Annotated in this window: 14 protein-coding genes and 3 rRNA genes; 7 read left to right on the forward strand and 10 right to left on the reverse strand. The window is 67.5% G+C overall.

The window, feature by feature from the left end:
• The first annotated feature begins 4 nt into the window (after positions 1-4).
• The gene (locus EDD29_RS30755; protein ID WP_170201652.1) at positions 5-1,435 is read left to right on the forward strand and encodes an LCP family protein; all 1,431 of its coding nucleotides are present in this window, start codon (positions 5-7) and stop codon (positions 1,433-1,435) included.
• Positions 1,436-1,474: 39 nt separating this feature from the next.
• A complete protein-coding gene (locus EDD29_RS30760; protein ID WP_123667798.1) occupies positions 1,475-1,909 on the forward strand; it encodes an eCIS core domain-containing protein in 435 nt (144 codons plus the stop codon).
• Here the strand turns inward: EDD29_RS30760 and EDD29_RS30765 are convergent.
• Together EDD29_RS30765 and EDD29_RS30770 are read right to left on the reverse strand one after the other, a co-directional pair.
• Entirely contained in the window at positions 1,893-3,044 is a 1,152-nt protein-coding gene (locus EDD29_RS30765; protein WP_123667799.1) for an acetyl-CoA C-acetyltransferase, read from the reverse strand. The genes EDD29_RS30760 and EDD29_RS30765 overlap by 17 nt on opposite strands.
• 26 nt (positions 3,045-3,070) lie before the next feature.
• Positions 3,071-3,853: an SDR family oxidoreductase gene (locus EDD29_RS30770; protein ID WP_123667800.1), complete on the reverse strand. Its 783-nt coding sequence runs from the start codon at positions 3,851-3,853 to the stop codon at positions 3,071-3,073.
• Between the two features lie 96 nt (positions 3,854-3,949).
• Between EDD29_RS30770 and EDD29_RS30775 the strand changes: the two genes are divergently transcribed.
• Positions 3,950-4,990: an enolase C-terminal domain-like protein gene (locus EDD29_RS30775; protein ID WP_123667801.1), complete on the forward strand. Its 1,041-nt coding sequence runs from the start codon at positions 3,950-3,952 to the stop codon at positions 4,988-4,990.
• Between the two features lie 193 nt (positions 4,991-5,183).
• Here the strand turns inward: EDD29_RS30775 and rrf are convergent.
• The 3 genes from rrf to EDD29_RS30790 all read right to left on the reverse strand — a co-directional run bounded on the left by rrf (position 5,184) and on the right by EDD29_RS30790 (position 10,458).
• Positions 5,184-5,300: ribosomal RNA gene (gene rrf / locus EDD29_RS30780) — 5S ribosomal RNA — on the reverse strand.
• Between the two features lie 130 nt (positions 5,301-5,430).
• Positions 5,431-8,539 (reverse strand): 23S ribosomal RNA (locus tag EDD29_RS30785).
• Between the two features lie 408 nt (positions 8,540-8,947).
• Positions 8,948-10,458, reverse strand: a 16S ribosomal RNA gene (locus tag EDD29_RS30790).
• The 16S, 23S and 5S rRNA genes sit together here, the layout of an rRNA operon.
• 677 nt (positions 10,459-11,135) lie before the next feature.
• On the opposite strand from EDD29_RS30790, the gene EDD29_RS30795 reads away from it, so the two are divergent.
• A complete protein-coding gene (locus tag EDD29_RS30795) occupies positions 11,136-11,834 on the forward strand; it encodes a nitroreductase family protein (protein ID WP_123667802.1) in 699 nt (232 codons plus the stop codon).
• 93 nt (positions 11,835-11,927) lie between these two features.
• Positions 11,928-12,647 (forward strand): alpha/beta hydrolase, encoded by a 720-nt coding sequence (locus EDD29_RS30800; RefSeq protein ID WP_123667803.1) that lies wholly within the window; start codon positions 11,928-11,930, stop codon positions 12,645-12,647.
• A 45-nt stretch (positions 12,648-12,692) separates the two neighbouring features.
• Here the strand turns inward: EDD29_RS30800 and EDD29_RS45845 are convergent, their stop codons facing one another.
• Together EDD29_RS45845 and trxA are read right to left on the reverse strand one after the other, a co-directional pair.
• Positions 12,693-13,514, reverse strand: coding sequence for a putative RNA methyltransferase (locus EDD29_RS45845; protein WP_170201653.1), 822 nt, complete (start codon positions 13,512-13,514; stop codon positions 12,693-12,695).
• A 75-nt stretch (positions 13,515-13,589) separates the two neighbouring features.
• Positions 13,590-13,946 (reverse strand): thioredoxin, encoded by a 357-nt coding sequence (gene trxA / locus EDD29_RS30810; RefSeq protein WP_123667804.1) that lies wholly within the window; start codon positions 13,944-13,946, stop codon positions 13,590-13,592.
• A gap of 159 nt (positions 13,947-14,105) precedes the next feature.
• On the opposite strand from trxA, the gene EDD29_RS30815 reads away from it, so the two are divergent.
• Together EDD29_RS30815 and EDD29_RS30820 are read left to right on the forward strand one after the other, a co-directional pair.
• A complete protein-coding gene (locus EDD29_RS30815) occupies positions 14,106-15,083 on the forward strand; it encodes a sigma-70 family RNA polymerase sigma factor (RefSeq protein ID WP_123667805.1) in 978 nt (325 codons plus the stop codon).
• 43 nt (positions 15,084-15,126) lie between these two features.
• Positions 15,127-16,473, forward strand: coding sequence for a class II 3-deoxy-7-phosphoheptulonate synthase (locus EDD29_RS30820; RefSeq protein WP_123667806.1), 1,347 nt, complete (start codon positions 15,127-15,129; stop codon positions 16,471-16,473).
• Here EDD29_RS30820 and EDD29_RS30825 read toward each other — a convergent pair.
• From EDD29_RS30825 to EDD29_RS30835, 3 genes are read right to left on the reverse strand one after another with little or no spacing between them, the layout of a single operon-like run.
• Positions 16,445-16,879 carry an ATP-binding protein gene (locus tag EDD29_RS30825; protein ID WP_246053092.1) on the reverse strand — a complete coding sequence of 145 codons (435 nt, stop codon included), beginning with the start codon at positions 16,877-16,879 and terminating at the stop codon, positions 16,445-16,447. The two genes, EDD29_RS30820 and EDD29_RS30825, sit on opposite strands and share 29 nt — an antisense overlap.
• A 17-nt stretch (positions 16,880-16,896) precedes the next feature.
• Positions 16,897-17,196 carry an STAS domain-containing protein gene (locus EDD29_RS30830; RefSeq protein ID WP_246053093.1) on the reverse strand — a complete coding sequence of 100 codons (300 nt, stop codon included), beginning with the start codon at positions 17,194-17,196 and terminating at the stop codon, positions 16,897-16,899.
• Positions 17,197-17,225: 29 nt separating this feature from the next.
• Positions 17,226-18,407, reverse strand: coding sequence for a PP2C family protein-serine/threonine phosphatase (locus EDD29_RS30835; RefSeq protein WP_123667809.1), 1,182 nt, complete (start codon positions 18,405-18,407; stop codon positions 17,226-17,228).
• Positions 18,408-18,454: the final 47 nt, after the last annotated feature.

The following is an 18,454-nucleotide window of genomic DNA, read 5'->3' on the forward strand; positions in this document are numbered from 1 at the left end:
GTCCATGCGGCATGGGCAGGGCAGGCAGTTGGTCAGGGCGTTCGCGCTCACCCTCGCTTCGGCCCTGCTGTGGGGGGTCGCCCATCTGGCGACAGGCCGCCGCTTCACCGGCGGCGTCCTCGCGACCGCCTACACGGTGGTCTTCATGGGCATCGGCCTGTGCGCGACCCGCTGGCGAGGGCATGTCGCCGAACTCGCGGTGCAGCCCGACTGGCTGACCCTCATGATGATCGGCTGCCTGGTCCTGGCGGTCTGCTGGACCCTGGTGATCGCGGTGTCGTGGCGGCTCGTCCGTCCGGAGGGCCTCGGCGCCCCGTCCCGGATCCTGGCCGTCGGCGCCGTCACCGGCCTGTGCCTGGTGATCGCCGCGCCGTTCGCGTTCGCCGCGCACAACACCCTGGTCGCCCGCGACACCCTGACGGCGATCTTCGGCGGGCACGCCGACAAGGGCGACGGACGCGTCCTCGCCGGGAAGAAGCGGCTCAACGTCCTCCTGCTCGGCGGGGACTCCGGCCGCAACAGGTTCGGTGTGCGCACCGACAGCGTCACGCTCGCCAGCGTCGACACCCGCACCGGCGACACCGTCCTGCTAGGGCTGCCGCGCAACCTTGAACACGTGCCGATGCCCCAGGGCCCGGCCCGCCAGCGGTTCCCCGATGGCTTCGCCGGCGACGGAGCCCTTACCCCCGGCCTCCTGAACGAGGTCTACCAGTACGCGGAAGAACACCCGGAGATGGTCCCGGGAGTCCCCGACGGCAAGCGCGGCCCGGCGCTGATCAAGCAGACCGTCGCCGGAGTCCTCGGCCTTCCCGTCGACTACTACGTCCTCGCCGACATGAAGGGCTTCGCCCAGCTCGTCGACGCCATGGGCGGGGTGTGGCTGCGCATCCCCGAGGACATCACCTTCGGCAAGTACGACGAGGGCCGCCTCGCCGCCGGATACCGGCGCCTGTCGGGCACCGAGGCCCTCTGGTACGGGCGGTCGCGCACCTTCAGCAGCGACTACGTGCGGATGGCCCGGCAGAAGTGCCTCCTCCGGGCCATCGCCCGCCAGGCCGACCCGGGCCGCGTGCTCACCCGGTTCGAGCAGCTCGCGGTGGCGGCCCGGCACACGATCGCGACCGACGTCCCGCAGAAGATGCTGCCTTCGCTGCTCAAGCTCGCGGGCCGGGTCAAGGACGGCGGGAAGATCACCAGCCTCCAGTTCACGCCCCCGCTGATCGACACCTCCGCGCCCGACTGGGCCCTCATCCAGCGGCTCTCGGCCCAGGCGCTCGCCTCGCCGTCGCGCAAGGCGGCCGACGCCCTGCACGGCACCGCCGAGGGGAGCGCGGCGGCGCGGAAGGCGAACGTGGACGACGCCTCCTCTGGAGGCGCCGCGCCTTCACCCGCCGACGGAGCCGCGACCTCCCTCGACGCCACATGCCCGTCCTGATGGTGGACGCCCGGCGCCCCGCCCGCGGACACTGAGAGCATGCGCGCGAAGTACCGGCTGAGGCAGGTCGTCAACATCGTGAACCTGTCGACGCCCCTGGGCCTCCTGCTCGCGCGCGCCGGAGGGCACGGCGTCGTACGGCGCGGCCCCGACGGGCTGCTTCTCGCCGACGGCTACCGGCTTCCCTTGCCCGTCGCCCCCGCCTTCACCCTCGGCAACGTCATAGTGTTCCGCGACCTCCGCCTGCTGGAAGGCAGGCCGAGGCTCCTCGCCCATGAGGGGAGGCACGCCACCCAGTACTCGTGGTGCCTGGGCGTCGTGATGCTCCTCCCCTACCTGGCGTGCGTCATGGCGTCGTTCGCCCTGTGCGGCGACTGGGCGTCCTACAACCCCTTCGAACGGCTCGCAGGGCTGGAGGACGGCGGCTACCGGAAGCGAAGACTCAGAGGCGCCCGGTTCAGAGGCGCTCGATGATCGTCACGTTGGCCTGGCCGCCGCCTTCGCACATCGTCTGGAGGCCGTACCTTCCACCGGTCCGCTCCAGCTCGCCGAGCAGCGACGTCATCAGCCGCGCCCCGGTCGCGCCGAGGGGGTGGCCGAGGGAGATCGCGCCGCCGTTCGGGTTGGTCTTCGCCGGGTCGTAGCCGGTGTCCTTCAGCCACGCCAGGACGACCGACGCGAACGCCTCGTTGATCTCCACCGCGTCGATCTGGTCCATGGACATGCCGGACTTCTTCAGCGCGTGGAACGTCGCGGGGATCGGCGCGCTCAGCATCCGCACCGGGTCCTCACCGCGCACGCTCAGGTGGTGGATGCGCGCCCGCGGGGTCAGCCCGTGGTCGCGGACCGCCTGCTCGGAGGCGATGAGGAGGGCCGCCGACCCGTCGGAGATCTGCGAGGCCAGCGCCGCGGTGAGCCGCCCGCCCTCGACGAGGGTCTTCAGCCCGCGCATCTTCTCCAGCGTGCTGTCGCGGCGCGGCCCCTCGTCGTGCTCGACCCCTGCGAGCGGCGCGATCTCCTTCGCGAACCTGCCCTCGTCGATCGCCCGGATCGCGCGCTGGTGGGAAGAGTACGCGAACTCCTCCATGGCCTCCCGGGTGATGCCCCACTGCTCGGCGATCATCTCAGCGCCCCGGAACTGCGACACCTCCTGGCCGCCGTAGCGCGCCTCCCAGCCCACCGACCCGGCGAACGGCCCGGCGAAGCCCAGCGCGACGCCCGCGGTCATCGCGTACGCGATCGGGATCTTCGACATGTTCTGCACGCCGCCCGCCACCACGAGGTCCTGGGTGCCCGACAGGACGCCCTGGGCCGCGAAGTGCACCGCCTGCTGGGACGACCCGCACTGGCGGTCCACCGTCGTCCCCGGGACCTCCTCGGGCATGCCCGCGGCCAGCCAGGCGGTCCGGGCGATGTCGCCGGCCTGCGGCCCGACGGTGTCGACGCAGCCGAACACCACGTCGTCCACGGCCGCCGGGTCGATGCCCGTACGCTGGATCAGCGCGCTGATCGCGTGCGCGCCGAGGTCGGCCGGATGGACCTCCGCGAGCCCGCCGTTGCGCCGTCCGACGGGGCTGCGGACCGCGTCGACGATATAGGCCTCTGCCATTGCTGTTTCTCCTCGCTCGGGGGCCCTCAGGGGTGCTGGCTGCTGACCGCGACGACCTCGCCCGTCATGTAGGACGAGTACTCGCCGGCCAGGAAAAGGATCACGTTCGCGACCTCCCACGGCTCGGCATACCTGCCGAAAGCCTCGCGGGAGGTGAGTTCTGCGAGCAGTTCCTCGCTCGTCACCTTCACAAGATGCGGATGCATCGCCAGTGACGGCGCGACCGCGTTGATCCGGACACCGAACTCGGCGGCCTCCAGGGCGGCGCAGCGCGTCAGGGCCATCACGCCCGCCTTGGCCGCGGCGTAGTGGCTCTGGCCCTTCTGCGCCCGCCAGCCGATCACCGACGCGTTGTTGACGATCACGCCGCCGTGGCCCTGGTCCCGCATCCGGCGCAGCGCCGCCCGGGTGCATCGCATGGTGCCGTTCAAGGTGATGTCCAGGACCCGGTCCCAGCGCTCGTCGGGCATGTCGACCAGCGCGTCGGTGCCGCCGAGGCCCGCGTTGTTCACCGCCACGTCGATCCGGCCGAAGACCTCCACCGCGTGCGCGTAGAGCGCCTGGACCTTGTCCTCGGACGTCACGTCGCAGGGGATCGCGCTGACGCGGTCGGCGCCGAACTCCTTGGCGAGCTCCTCGGCGGACTGGACGAGGCGCCGCTCGTGCGCGTCGGACACGACCACGCGGGCGCCTTCCTCCAGGCACCGGCGGGCCGTCGCGCCGCCGATCCCCGCGCCCGCTGCTGCGGTGATGACGACGACCTTGCCTTCGAGCAGGCCACGCGGGGCCGGGTACTGGGGAACCGTCATGCCGGGCAGCTTACCAAGCACTTGCTTGGTTCACGAGGGGCGGGGGTCGGCATGAGATCATGGGCGGGAAGACAACGCCGTCGAGAGGGGTGACCTGTGCCGTCGATCCGGGAATTCCGGGCCTTTCGCGTCGCCCTGCACCGCGGGCGGCGCCCTGAGAGCGTCCTCGTCCGGCTCACCGCCGACGACGGGACCGTCGGCTGGGGCGAATGCGCCCTCCTCGACGACGAGACCTGGGCCGACCTGCGCGAACGCATCGGCCCGGCGCTCCTGCGCCTCGACTGGGACCACCCCGAAGACCTCGGCGGCCTCCGAGCGCTAGGCGGGCCCCGTGCCACCGCCGCCACCGAGATCGCCGCCTGGGACCTGTGGGGGCGCCTCCACCGTGTGCCCGTCGCGCACGCGCTCGGCGGCACCCGCACCTCGGTCGTCACCGGCGCCCGCATCCCCCTCCAGGCGACACCGGACATCCTGCCGACCCTCGTCAACCGGTACATCGGCGGCGGATTCAGCCGGATCACCCTCGAGGTCAAGCCCGGCTGGGACATCGAGCCTCTGCGCACCGTCCGCGAGGCCTATCCCGCCCTCGCCCTCCAGGTCGACGGCAACCGCTCCTACACCGACTCCCCCGAACACCTCGACGCGCTCGAGGCACTCGACGGCTACGACCTCGTCGCCATCGAACGCCCCTTCGCCGACCTGGCGCCGCACGCCCGGCTGCAACGCGCCGTCCGCGCCGCGGTCGCCCCCGACATCACCGACCTCGCCGCGCTCCAGGCCGCCATCGACCTGGACGCCGGGCGCGCCCTGAGCCTCCGGGTGGGCACCCTCGGCGGCCTCACCGCCGCCCGCGCCGCCCACGACCTCGCCTACGCCTCCGGCTGGGACATCTGGTGCGGCGGCTCCGGCGTCTTCGGCATCGGAAAGGCGGCCTCGGTCGCCCTGGCCAGCCTCCCCGGCTGCTCCCTCCCCAGTGACATCACCGAATTCGTCGGCGGCCCCGAATACCTCACCCCGCCACTGCGCTCCACCGGCGGCGTCGTCGCCGTCCCCCTGGCCCAACCCGGCCTGGGCCACGACATCGACGGCGACCGCCTGATCCGCCTGGCCACCGACGAACTTCTCATGAAGGCCTGACCCACCGGCCTCACCGGTCGTGCGGCCGACCGATGACCGCCTCCCCCGAATGAGGGAGACCCCCTGGAAAGGGCGCTCGGGCTCGACGCCGGACTCACCCGGCAGCGCCGCGAGCGCATGGCGCACCGATCCGATCGGCGATGAAATGCGGAAAGGCCCCGAACCTGTGGTTCGGGGCCTTTCCTCACAACAATTGCGGCGGTGTCCTACTCTCCCACACAGTCTCCCGTGCAGTACCATCGGCGCTGGAGGGCTTAACTTCCGGGTTCGAGATGGGACCGGGTGTTTCCCCTCCGCCATAACCGCCGCAAGCCTCAGCTCGCGGACACAAACGGTCAGCGAAAGTATTCTCTTATTTGTGTTGCGGTTCGGCCGGCTGTTTTCCGGGAACCGCACAGGGACGCGAGCACACATGTTACGTCTTGCAGCATGGATGTGTTGTAGGCAAGTCACTCGGCCTATTAGTACCGGTCGACTCCACACCTTGCAGTGCTTCCATCTCCGGCCTATCAACCCAATAGTCTGTTGGGGGCCTTACCCACCGTAAGGTGGAGGGAGTCCTCATCTAGAGGCAGGTTTCCCGCTTAGATGCTTTCAGCGGTTATCCCTTCCGAACGTAGCCAACCAGCCGTGCCCTTGGCAGAACAACTGGCACACCAGAGGTCCGTCCGTCCCGGTCCTCTCGTACTAGGGACAGATCCTCGCAAGACTCCTACGCGCGCAGCGGATAGGGACCGAACTGTCTCGCGACGTTCTAAACCCAGCTCGCGTGCCGCTTTAATGGGCGAACAGCCCAACCCTTGGGACCTACTCCAGCCCCAGGATGCGACGAGCCGACATCGAGGTGCCAAACCATCCCGTCGATATGGACTCTTGGGGAAGATCAGCCTGTTATCCCCGGGGTACCTTTTAGCCGTTGAGCGACACCACTTCCACACGTAGGTGCCGGATCACTAGGCCCAGCTTTCGCTCCTGCTCGACCCGTCGGTCTCACAGTCAAGCTCCCTTGTGCCCTTGCACTCGCCACCTGATTACCAACCAGGCTGAGGGAACCTTTGGGCGCCTCCGTTACTCTTTGGGAGGCAACCGCCCCAGTTAAACTACCCACCAGGCACTGTCCCCCACCCCGATAAGGGGCGCGGGTTAGACATTCGAAACAACCAGAGTGGTATTTCACCAATGACTCCACCCGAACTAGCGTCCGGACTTCACAGTCTCCCACCTATCCTACACAAGCCATTCCAAACACCAATGCCAAGCTATAGTGAAGGTCCCGGGGTCTTTCCGTCCTGCTGCGCGTAACGAGCATCTTTACTCGTAGTGCAATTTCGCCGGGCCTGTGGTTGAGACAGCGGGGAAGTCGTTACGCCATTCGTGCAGGTCGGAACTTACCCGACAAGGAATTTCGCTACCTTAGGATGGTTATAGTTACCACCGCCGTTTACCGGCGCTTAGATTCTCAGCTTCGACCCTCACGGGTCTAACCGGTCCTCTTAACGTTCCGGCACCGGGCAGGCGTCAGTCCGTATACAGCGTCTTACGACTTCGCACGGACCTGTGTTTTTAGTAAACAGTCGCTTCCCCCTGGTATCTGCGACCCCGAACAGCTCAAGGAGCAAGTCCCATCACCATTCAAGGCCCCCCTTCTCCCAAAGTTACGGGGGCAATTTGCCGAGTTCCTTAACCACAGTTCACCCGATCGCCTTGGTATTCTCTACCTGACCACCTGAGTCGGTTTGGGGTACGGGCCGCCGGTACACTCACTAGAGGCTTTTCTCGGCAGCATGGGATCACTCACTTCGCCTAAAACGGCTCGGCATCAGATCTCAGGCACATGAGAGACGGATTTGCCTATCCCTCGCCCTACATCCTTACCCCGGGACAACCATCGCCCGGGCTGAGCTACCCTCCTGCGTCACCCCATCGCTCACCTACTACAGAATCGGATCCCAGACTCCCCGACACCAACTTCACCCGAAGGATCCGCTGGGCGGCTTGCGTGGTTAGCATCAACTGGTTCAGCGTTGGCGCGTACCAGCGGGTACGGGAATATCAACCCGTTGTCCATCGATTACGCCTGTCGGCCTCACCTTAGGTCCCGACTTACCCTGGGCGGATTAGCCTGCCCCAGGAACCCTTGGTCATCCGGCGGAGCAGTTTCTCACTGCTCATTCGCTACTCATGCCTGCATTCTCACTCGTACAGCCTCCACCACTAGCTCACGCTGCGGCTTCACCGGCTGCACGACGCTCCCCTACCCAACCAGCCATAAGACTGATTGCCACGACTTCGGCGGTGTGCTTGAGCCCCGCTACATTGTCGGCGCGGAATCACTTGACCAGTGAGCTATTACGCACTCTTTCAAGGGTGGCTGCTTCTAAGCCAACCTCCTGGTTGTCATCGCAACTCCACATCCTTTCCCACTTAGCACACGCTTAGGGGCCTTAGTCGATGATCTGGGCTGTTTCCCTCTCGACTACGAACCTTATCGCCCGCAGTCTCACTGCCGTACTCTCACTCACCGGCATTCGGAGTTTGGCTGACGTCAGTAACCTTGTAGGGCCCATCGGCCATCCAGTAGCTCTACCTCCGGCGAGAAACATACGACGCTGCACCTAAATGCATTTCGGGGAGAACCAGCTATCACGGAGTTTGATTGGCCTTTCACCCCTAACCACAGGTCATCCCCCAGGTTTTCAACCCTGGTGGGTTCGGTCCTCCACACCGTCTTACCGGCGCTTCAACCTGCCCATGGCTAGATCACTCCGCTTCGGGTCTACAGCATGCGACTAAAGTTCGCCCTATTCAGACTCGCTTTCGCTACGGCTCCCCCACACGGGTTAACCTCGCCACACACCATAACTCGCAGGCTCATTCTTCAAAAGGCACGCCATCACGGACAGCAGCAAAAGCCACTGGAGACGCTCTGACGGCTTGTAGGCACACGGTTTCAGGTACTATTTCACGACCCCTCACCGGGGCACTTTTCATCTTTCCCTCACGGTACTTGTCCGCTATCGGTCATCAGGGAGTATTCAGCCTTACCACGTGGTCGTGGCAGATTCACACGGAATTTCACGGGCTCCGTGCTACTCGGGAACACACCCAAGAGACCTCGCAATTTCGTCTACCGGACTCTCACCGTCTACGGTCGGCCTTCCCATGCCGTTCGACTACCACGAGATTTTGTAACTCTTTGCTACCCCAGCGGAGGCAACGGGATGGTCCCACAACCCCGACCGTGCAACGCCCGCCGGCTATCACACACGATCGGTTTAGGCTCTTCCGCTTTCGCTCACCACTACTCACGGAATCACTATTGTTTTCTCTTCCTGCGGGTACTGAGATGTTTCACTTCCCCGCGTTCCCACCAACCTGCCTATACATTCAGCAGGCGGCGACACCCCATGAAAGGTGCCAGGTTTCCCCATTCGGAAATCCCCGGATCAAAGTCTGGTTGCCGACTCCCCGAGGCATATCGCAGGCTCCCACGTCCTTCATCGGCTCCTGATGCCAAGACATCCACCGTATGCCCTTAAAAACTTGACCAAACACAATTGGCCCATACCAAGACATAGATGTGAACTGAAAAACTCTGCAGACGCCGAACCCCAACGGGTCCGGCAACAGATATTTCAGGCTCTTAATTGCTTAAGATGCTCGCGTCCACTGTGCAGTTCTCAAAAAACAGACGGCGCCAGACGTTGAGAAACCCCCACAAAATGGGGGCTCGCGGCCCGGCCCGCGGTATCCGAAGACACGGTCGCCCGTTTCTTCAGGACCCAACAGCGTGCTCGATCGACCTCGACCCCCAGAGACATCCCGTTCCACTCCCCGAAGGGGAGTACTTGCGATGCGGCGACCGGGGTCGACCGAATAGTCAGTGCTCCACGAACTAACGAGCAGCTCTATCTGCCGGACCTTGTGGCCCGGTCTGTTTGAGCTCGTGCTCCTTAGAAAGGAGGTGATCCAGCCGCACCTTCCGGTACGGCTACCTTGTTACGACTTCGTCCCAATCGCCGGCCCCACCTTCGACCGCTCCCTCCCTTGCGGGTTGGGCCACGGGCTTCGGGTGTTGCTGACTTTCGTGACGTGACGGGCGGTGTGTACAAGGCCCGGGAACGTATTCACCGCAGCGTTGCTGATCTGCGATTACTAGCGACTCCGACTTCATGGGGTCGAGTTGCAGACCCCAATCCGAACTGAGACCGGCTTTAAGGGATTCGCTCCACCTTGCGGTATCGCAGCCCTCTGTACCGGCCATTGTAGCATGTTTGCAGCCCAAGACATAAGGGGCATGATGACTTGACGTCATCCCCACCTTCCTCCGAGTTGACCCCGGCAGTCTCCCATGAGTCCCCACCATTACGTGCTGGCAACATGGAACGAGGGTTGCGCTCGTTGCGGGACTTAACCCAACATCTCACGACACGAGCTGACGACAGCCATGCACCACCTGTCACCGGCCCAAAAGGACCCCGCATCTCTGCGAGTTTTCCGGCGATGTCAAGCCTTGGTAAGGTTCTTCGCGTTGCGTCGAATTAAGCAACATGCTCCGCCGCTTGTGCGGGCCCCCGTCAATTCCTTTGAGTTTTAGCCTTGCGGCCGTACTCCCCAGGCGGGGCGCTTAATGCGTTAGCTGCGGCGCGGAAACCGTGGAAGGTCCCCACACCTAGCGCCCAACGTTTACGGCGTGGACTACCAGGGTATCTAATCCTGTTCGCTCCCCACGCTTTCGCTCCTCAGCGTCAGTACAGGCCCAGAGAACCGCCTTCGCCACCGGTGTTCCTCCCGATATCTGCGCATTTCACCGCTACACCGGGAATTCCGTTCTCCCCTACCTGCCTCTAGCCTGCCCGTATCGGATGCAGACCCACGGTTAAGCCGTGGGCTTTCACACCCGACGCGACAAGCCGCCTACGAGCTCTTTACGCCCAATAATTCCGGACAACGCTTGCGCCCTACGTATTACCGCGGCTGCTGGCACGTAGTTAGCCGGCGCTTCTTCTGCAGGTACCGTCTTGATTCGTCCCTGCTGAAAGCGGTTTACAACCCGAAGGCCGTCATCCCGCACGCGGCGTCGCTGCATCAGGGTTTCCCCCATTGTGCAATATTCCCCACTGCTGCCTCCCGTAGGAGTCTGGGCCGTGTCTCAGTCCCAGTGTGGCCGGTCGCCCTCTCAGGCCGGCTACCCGTCGTCGCCTTGGTGGGCCACTACCCCACCAACAAGCTGATAGGCCGCGAGCCCATCCCCAACCGAAAAACTTTCCACACCAACCGATGCCGATCGGTGTCGTATCCGGTATTAGACCCAGTTTCCCGGGCTTATCCCAGAGTCGGGGGCAGGTTGCTCACGTGTTACTCACCCGTTCGCCGCTCGAGTACCCCGAAGGGCCTTTCCGCTCGACTTGCATGTGTTAAGCACGCCGCCAGCGTTCGTCCTGAGCCAGGATCAAACTCTCCATTAAGGTCAAAACGACCCCCACCGAAGCAGGAGCCAAACCTTGTGGTGTTGAAACTGGCAAGAACAAGGTCTTGGCTGACCTTGTCGATTGCCTCAAAGAAATCCTCAGACGAGGATGACCAGAACCGAAGTCCTGGCCTAATTTGGCACTGACTTTTAGCACGCTGTTGAGTTCTCAAGAAACGGACTCGCCGTTCGTTCCGCGCCTTTCGGCGTTTCCCTTGCGGCGATGTCTCTAATTTAGCAGGTCCTTTCGGAGTGTCAAACCGGCGCGTTTTCCGCCGTTTTCACACTTCAGCCCATTTCCCACACGCAGCAGCAACCCCGAACTACGAAGAGTTCGCGATTTCGTACTGGAGTGGAGTCCCACCGGGGCCGGCCGCCTCTCGGCGTCCTGCATCCCCGCAAACGGGCCGACCGGACCAGAGTAACCCGCGAACGGCAAGGCTCGCACAGGTTTTTCCGGATCGGCTCGCTGAGCTTACGCAGCCCCGCCCGATGGGTCAAACCAGCGGAGGGTGGCGCCCGACACATCCGATTCTGTACCTTCTGCCTCGTCCCGTGGACCAGGTGCCCGGGGACAGGGCGAGTACATCGCGATGACCTCGGCGCGGGCCGGACCCGCGTGGTGCCGTCATCCGGGTCCGTGCGGACGTCGGTCCGGCGGGGAGAGGGGTCGCGGTGTCGTCGGCGGCCGTCGCGGGCGCGCTCAACGAGCGGAACGCCAGCCGTTTCGTGGTCGCCGGAGCGCTGGCCCCCGCGCTCCCCGAGATCCGGGGCGCCCGGCTCGTCGCGCTCCCCGGCGCGGTCGAGGTCCACGCCGACAGGTCGCGCATCCCCGCCGGGGCCGATCCCCGGGGCCGCGCCCTTCACCTGAGCGCGGGCGCAGCCCTCTACAACCTCCGCCTGTCCGCCGCACAGGTCGGCTGCGCGACCGCCGTGCGCCTCCTGCCCGACCGCGGTCACCCGACGCTCCTGGCCACGCTCCGGCTGACGGGCCCGCACCGGTCGCGTCCGGAGGAGCGCCTTCTCTACGCGGCGAGCCTTCAACCCCTCCCCATGCGGCACCCCTACGGGGACCAGCACCCCCCCGTACCCGTCCTCCAGGAACTCACCGAAGCGGCCAGGCTGGAGGGCACCACCCTCCACCTGCTCCCGCAGAGCGGCGGCCCCCGGACCGCGGTCCTCACCGCCGCCTCGGACGGCCCGCAGTCTTGGCTGAGGGCCGGTCAGTCTCTCCAGAGCCTTCTGCTCAACGCGCTCATCCGCTCGGTCTCCTTGTCCTTCGTCTATGACCTCACCCGGCTGCCCCACCCTCCGACCGCTTCTCCCGGCGAGGTTCCCCAGCTCGTACTGGAGCTGGCCCGCAGTACACGGTGAAGCGGTTCCGCGATGCGCCAGGCGTTCCCGATCTGTTGAAATTGTGGTTCTCGGTGGAGAGTATGGCGTTCTCATAGAACCCGGGAGGCGGCTGTGGCCACGTATGTGTTGGTGCACGGGGGCGGGCACGGCGGATGGTGCTACCGGCCGGTGGCGCGGCTGCTGCGGGAGGCGGGGCACGAGGTGCACGCGCCGAGCCTGACCGGGCTCGCCGACCGCGCCCACCTGGTCGGGCCGCACGTGGACCTCGACCTGCACATCGAAGACGTCCGCGCGCTGCTGCACGCCGAGGACCTGCGCGATGTCGTCCTCGTCGGGCACAGCTACGGCGGGATGGTGGTGACCGGCGCCGCGGACCGCGCGGCGGACCGGGTCGGGAAGCTGGTCTACCTCGACGCGGCGACCCCCGCCGCGGGCGAGTCGCTCGTCGACGTGGCGGGGCCGATCATCGAGAGCACGCGGCCGTTCGGCGAGGTGGTGAACGGCGTGGAGCTCGTACTGCTCCCCGCGCCGGGCGCGGGCGCCTTCTACGGCGTGACCGATCCCGAGACCGTGGCGTGGATGGACGACAGGCTCACCGGCCACCCGTGGAAGTGCTTCGAGCAGCCGCTGACGCTCACCGACGAGGCGGCGTTCCGCGCGATCCCGCAGTTCCATGTCGTCTGCACCTCGACGATCCCCACCCGCGGCCCCGAGCTGATCGCCGAGGCGCGCGCCGAGGGCAGGCTGTGGGACATCGACACGGGCCACGACCTCATGCTCACCGAACCCCGGGCCGTCGCCGACGTGCTCCTGGAGATAGCGCGGGCCTGAGGCGGCTCGTCCCCGGGGCGAGGCGCGGCCCCGGGGACCACGGGGTCAGACGGGTTCGTAGACGCCGATCCGTACGTGCGCCGTGGCGGTGACGGTGTCGGCGTCCGGCAGACGGGTGCGAAGGGCGCCCTCGGGGATGTGGTGCGCGCTGGGGGTCATCGCGACGAGCGTGACCGCCTCGTCCGGGGTGAGCGTCAGCGGGATCGTGATCTCCGTCGCGTCGGCGGGGGTGAACGAGCCGTGCAGTGACTCGGCGAGGCGTTCGTCCTTGCGGGGGTCGACGGAAAGCAGCCCGAGGGGACCGACGAGTTCGGCCAGATGGTCGGGGGCCGGGGTCACGACGAGAAGGCGGCCTCCGGGGCGCAGGATCCTGCGGTACTCGGGGGCGTTCCGGGGAGCGAAGACGTTGAGGAGGGTGTCGGCCACCGCGTCGCGTACGGGCAGCGGCTTCCACAGGTCGGCCACGACGGCGCCCACCCGGGGGTGGATCCGGGCGGCGCGGCGCATCGCGTGCTTGGACAGGTCCAGCGCCAGGCCCGAGGAGCCGGCGTCCGAGCGGTCGCCGAGGCAGGCGGCCAGATAGTGGCCGGTCCCGGCGCCCGCGTCGACGACGGTGCCGGAGGCGAGCCCGGCGAGCGCCGTGGCGAGGGGCGCGTAGTGGCCGGCGTCGAGGAAGTCCGCGCGGGCGGCGACCATGGCCGCGGTGTCGGCGGTGCCGGTGTGGGCGCCGCCCGGAAGCAGGCTGACGTAGCCCTGCTTGGCGACGTCGAAGGAGTGCCGGGACGGGCAGCGCAGCGTCCGCCCGTCCAAGGCGAGGCCGTCCGCGCAGATCGGACAGGCCAGGAGGTCAACGACGTCGCTCAGCACGTCGACAAGGCTAGGGCCGTCCTACGTGGTCTTCTCCCGCAGGACGTCCCGGCGTGCTCGGCCCGCCCGGGGTCCTCAGCCTTCGGCGAGGCGCTTCTTGACGTCGGCCATGTCGAGGTCGCGAACCTGGCGGATGATGTCCTCCAGGGCGTCCTCGGGGAGCGCGCCGGGCTCGGCGTAGACGATGACGCCGTCGCGCACGGCCATGATCGTCGGGATGGACCGCACCTCGAAGCGGGCGGCGAGCGCCTCCTCCGCCTCGGTGTCGACCTTGCCGAAGGTGATGTCCTCGTGCTTGCCGGCCACCTTTTCGTACACTGGGGCGAACCGGACGCACGGGCCGCACCACGAGGCCCAGAAGTCGATCAGCACGATGCCGTCGCGCTGCGCCACCTCGTCGAAGGTGGCCTCGGTCAGCTGAACCGTCGCCATGGTGTGTTCTCCCGTTCTGGGCGGTATTGGAAGGCCCTGTCAGTGGGCACCCCGTAGAGCAGCGGTACGGCACTTGGCTATTCCCTGACGAAAACGGGAATCACAGAGCCGTAATTAACGTTGGCAGTGTAGGGAACCCAGAAGCAGAGAAGGGCCGGGATGGCTGCAACTCGTGGCGCGACAGTGGACACCCCCGACAAGGACCTCGTCGGCGCCTACCTCGACAGGATCGGGCGCCGCCCCCTCCTCGACGCGGTCGAAGAGGTCGAGCTGGCCAAGGCCATCGAAGCAGGGCTCTTCGCCCAGCAGCTGATCGACGGCGTGCTGATCGACGGCGAAGCGCTGCCCGAAGGCGTCAAGCTGGAGGAGCTCCAGCAGGTCGCCGAGCAGGGCCTGGTGGCCAAACAGCGCTTCGTGGAGGCCAACCTCCGGCTGGTCGTCTCGATCGCCCGCAAGTACCCCACGGAGTCGCTTCCCCTGATCGACCTGATCCAGGAGGGCAACCTCGGGCTGATGCGCGCGGTGGAGAAGTTCGACTATCGGCGCGGCTACAAGTTCTCCACCTACGCGACCTGGTGGATCCGGCAGGCGATCGGGCGGGGGCTCAGCCACACCGCGCGCGCCATCCGGCTGCCCGTTCACGTCGAGGAGGAGCTCTCCAGGCTGCGTCGCGCGGAGCGGACCCTGGGCCGTGAGCTGGGCCGGGACCCGAACCGCGACGAGCTGGCCGGCGCGCTGGACACCAGTCCCGAGCACGTCGACGAGCTGCTCGGCTGGCGGCGCGACCCGGCGAGCCTCGACGCCAGCGTGGACGACGAGGGCGAGACCCCGATGGGCACCCTGCTCCAGGACCCGGACGCGATCACCCCCGAGACCGAGGTGGTGGCCGCCGACGACCTGGACGGCCTGGCCAAGATGCTCGAGCGCCTTCCGGCCAGGGAGCAGGCGATCCTGCGCGCCAGGTTCGGCATGGACAACGGCGAGCCGCAGTCCTACGCCCAGATCGGCGCGCGGTACGGGCTGAGCCACAACCGGGTGCGCCAGATCACCGACCGGTCGCTGCGGCGGCTCCGCCAGCTCGTGCTCGACTCGACCCTGGAGCGCCATGTCGAGGCCAAGACCGCCGCTGCGGCGTAGCGCCGCCGTGACGAGCACGCCGACCCTGATCTAACCTGGGGCGGTGAGCACTCAGAGCACCCCGCCGCCCGACCTCGACGCCTGGCGGAAACTGACAGCACTTCAGCAGCCGGAGTGGGCCGACCCGGCGGAACTCGACGCGGTCACCGCCGAGCTCGCGGCCCAGCCGCCGCTGGTGTTCGCCGGTGAGTGCGACCAGCTCAAGGAGAGACTGGGCGCCGTCACCCGGGGCGAGGCGTTCGTGCTCCAGGGCGGCGACTGCGCGGAGACCTTCGAGGGGTCGAGCGCCGACGCCGTCCGCAACAAGATCAAGACCCTGCTCCAGATGGCCGTGGTCCTCACCTACGCCGGGCGTGTCCCGGTGGTGAAGATCGGCCGCATGGCCGGCCAGTTCGCCAAGCCGCGCTCCAAGCCGACCGAGACCCGCGGCGACGTGACCCTCCCGGCCTACCGCGGCGACATGGTCAACGGCCTCGAGTTCACCCCCGAGTCCCGGCGCAACGACGCCAAGCGGCTGCTGCGGGCCTACTTCTCGGCGGCGACCACGCTGAACCTCACCCGCGCGTTCACCAAGGGCGGCTACGCCGACCTGCGGCAGGTCCACGCCTGGAACCAGGACTTCGTCGCGGCGAGCCCCGCCGGGCGCCGCTACGACCTGCTGGCGGCCGAGATCGACCGCGCGATGGCGTTCATGAAGGCGTGCGGGATCGAGCCGGAGGAGTTCTCCGAGGTCGACTTCTTCTCCAGCCACGAGGCGCTGCTGCTGGACTACGAGCGGGCGCTGACCCGGATCGACGCGCGCACCGGCGACCCGTACGACGTGTCCGCGCACTACCTGTGGATCGGCGAGCGCACCCGTCAGATCGACGGCGCGCACGTGGAGTTCCTGCGCCACATCAAGAACCCGATCGGCGTCAAGCTCGGCCCGACCACCACCGCGGACGACGCGCTCGCGCTGATCGACAAGCTGAACCCCGAGGGCGAGCCGGGACGGCTGTCGTTCATCACCCGCATGGGCGCCGGCAAGATCCGCGAGGTGCTGCCGGAGCTCGTCGAGAAGGTCACCCGGTCCGGCGCGCCGATCGCGTGGATCTGCGACCCGATGCACGGCAACACCTTCGAGGCGCCCTCCGGCCACAAGACGCGGCATCTGAACGACGTCGTGGACGAGGTCGCGGGCTTCTTCGAGGTGCACCGGGCGCTCGGCACCCACCCGGGCGGCGTCCACCTGGAGTTCACCGGCGACGACGTCACCGAGTGCGTGGGCGGCGCGCACGAGATCGCCGAGAGCGACCTGCACGAGCGCTACGAGACGGCCTGCGACCCGCGCCTGAACCGGCAGCAGTCGCTCGACCTGGCCTTCATGGTCGCGGAGATGTACCGCGGCTGAGGTGTGGACCGTGTGGGCCCGGGTCGCCGTCGACATCGACCTCGGCCCACACGACCTTCCCGCCGCCGGGCGCGCCCTCGGCGCCCCAGCGGGTGGAGTAGACCTCCACGAGGAACATGCCGCGGCCGCCTTCGGCGAGGATGTCGGCGGTCCTGGGAACCGGCAGCCTGTCGTCGCGGTCGCGGACCTCGATGCGCACTTTGCCGTCGAGCAGCGCGAGCCGCAGCTCCAGCGGGGTGCAGGCGTGCTGCACGACGTTGGCGACGAGTTCGGCGACGATCGCGGTGACCGCTTCCTCGGCCTTGAGCAGATTCCACGACCGCATGGTGCGCGCGGCTAGCCGCCGGGTCAGCTCGACCGCCTCGGTACTCGGCGCGGCGCGAAGGCTGGTCTCCGTCGTCGGCATGCGGATGCCTCCTCAGGTCAGCTCTGGCGGATGAGGAAACGATCCAGGCCGGTGGTGCGGAGCACGTTCTCCACGCGCCCATAAGCGCCGGTGACGGTGAGCGCCGCGTTGACGGCGCGGGCGTGCTTATAGGCCCGCACCAGCACGTTCAGCCCCGAGGAGTCACAGAAGTCCACGGCGGTGAGATCCAGCACGATCTCGGTGTGCCCGGCGTCGACCAGCTCCACCAGACAGCCGCGCAGGCTCTCGGAGGAGTGCAGGTCGATCGAGCCGCGCGCGGTCACCAGTGCCCGGTCGTCGGTGCGTGTCGTCTGCAAGGCCAAACCCACGGCACCAACATATCCCTTCAGCGGTTGGCGCGCAGAACCACGATCGCCATATCGTCATGGCCCGCTTCGGCGGAGAAGCCGTCGACCGCCCGTTCCACGGCCGCGGCGACCGCGCCCGCGCTGAGGCCCGCGCAGGACGACAGGAGACGCTCCAGGCCGTCTCCGTCGCCCAGCAGGACGTCTCCGTCGCGGCGCTCGGTGACGCCGTCGGTGCAGGAGAACAGGACGTGGTTGGGCCTGAGCTCCAGGACGTCGGCGGTGAACTCGATCTCGTCGATGACGCCGAGGAGCGGCTGGGGCGTGGCCGGGTCGGTGACCGTGCCGTCGGGGGCGAGGATCAGGGGCGGCGGATGCCCGGCGCACACGAGGGTGAGGGCGCCGGATGCGGTCAGCTCGCCGTGCAGGAGGGTGAGGAGCTTTCCGCGGCTGCCCTCGTCGATGATCAGCTGGTTGAGCCGGCCGACGACGTCGGGCAGGGCCATCCCCTCGCCGCCGAGGATCCGCAGGGCGTGCCGGGCGAGGCCGGTGACCGCCGCGGCCTCGGGGCCGGTGCCGCACACGTCGCCGATGGCGAAGCGCCAGCGGGCCTCGCCGTCGGGGCCGGGCGGGGCCGAGAACACGTCGTAGAAGTCGCCTCCCACTTCGACGCCCTCGCCCGCGGGGCGGTACCCGACGGCGAGGTCGAAGCCGGGGAGGTCGGGCAGCTCCGGAGGCAGGAGGCTGCGCTGCAGGGCGAGGCTCGTCGCCTTCTGCGCGGCGTACAGGAGCGCGTTGTCGAGGGAGAGCGCGGCGCGCCGGACGATCTCCTCGGCCAGGTCGTAGTGGTCGGGCGGGAACTTGACGGCACGCCCGACGCAGATCGCGCCGAGGGTCCTACCGCGCGCGACCAGGGGTATCGTGCAGGCGAGATCCGTGTTCCCCCAGGGCACGGGCGGCCCCTCCGCGGGGCGGCCTTCGGCCGCCAGCCGCTCTTTGAGCGCGTCGGACTGGTCCTCATCGGTATGCCATACGTACACCGGCGACGTACTTTCGGTGGTGTAGGCGGCACACCAGTCGGCCAGACGGGGCACGACGATCTGCGCGGTGAGGGCGACGATTCCGCCGGGGTCGAGGGTCCCGGCGAGCAGTTCGCTGGCCTCGGCGACGTAGGTCATCCATCCGCGCCAGGTCCGGTCGGCGAGTTCCGCCGATGTCGTCATGGTTCGGTCCCGTCGTCGACTCGATCAGTGGCAGACTGCCTAACTGG

It is taken from the genome of Actinocorallia herbida, from assembly GCF_003751225.1.
GTDB lineage: Bacteria > Actinomycetota > Actinomycetes > Streptosporangiales > Streptosporangiaceae > Actinocorallia > Actinocorallia herbida.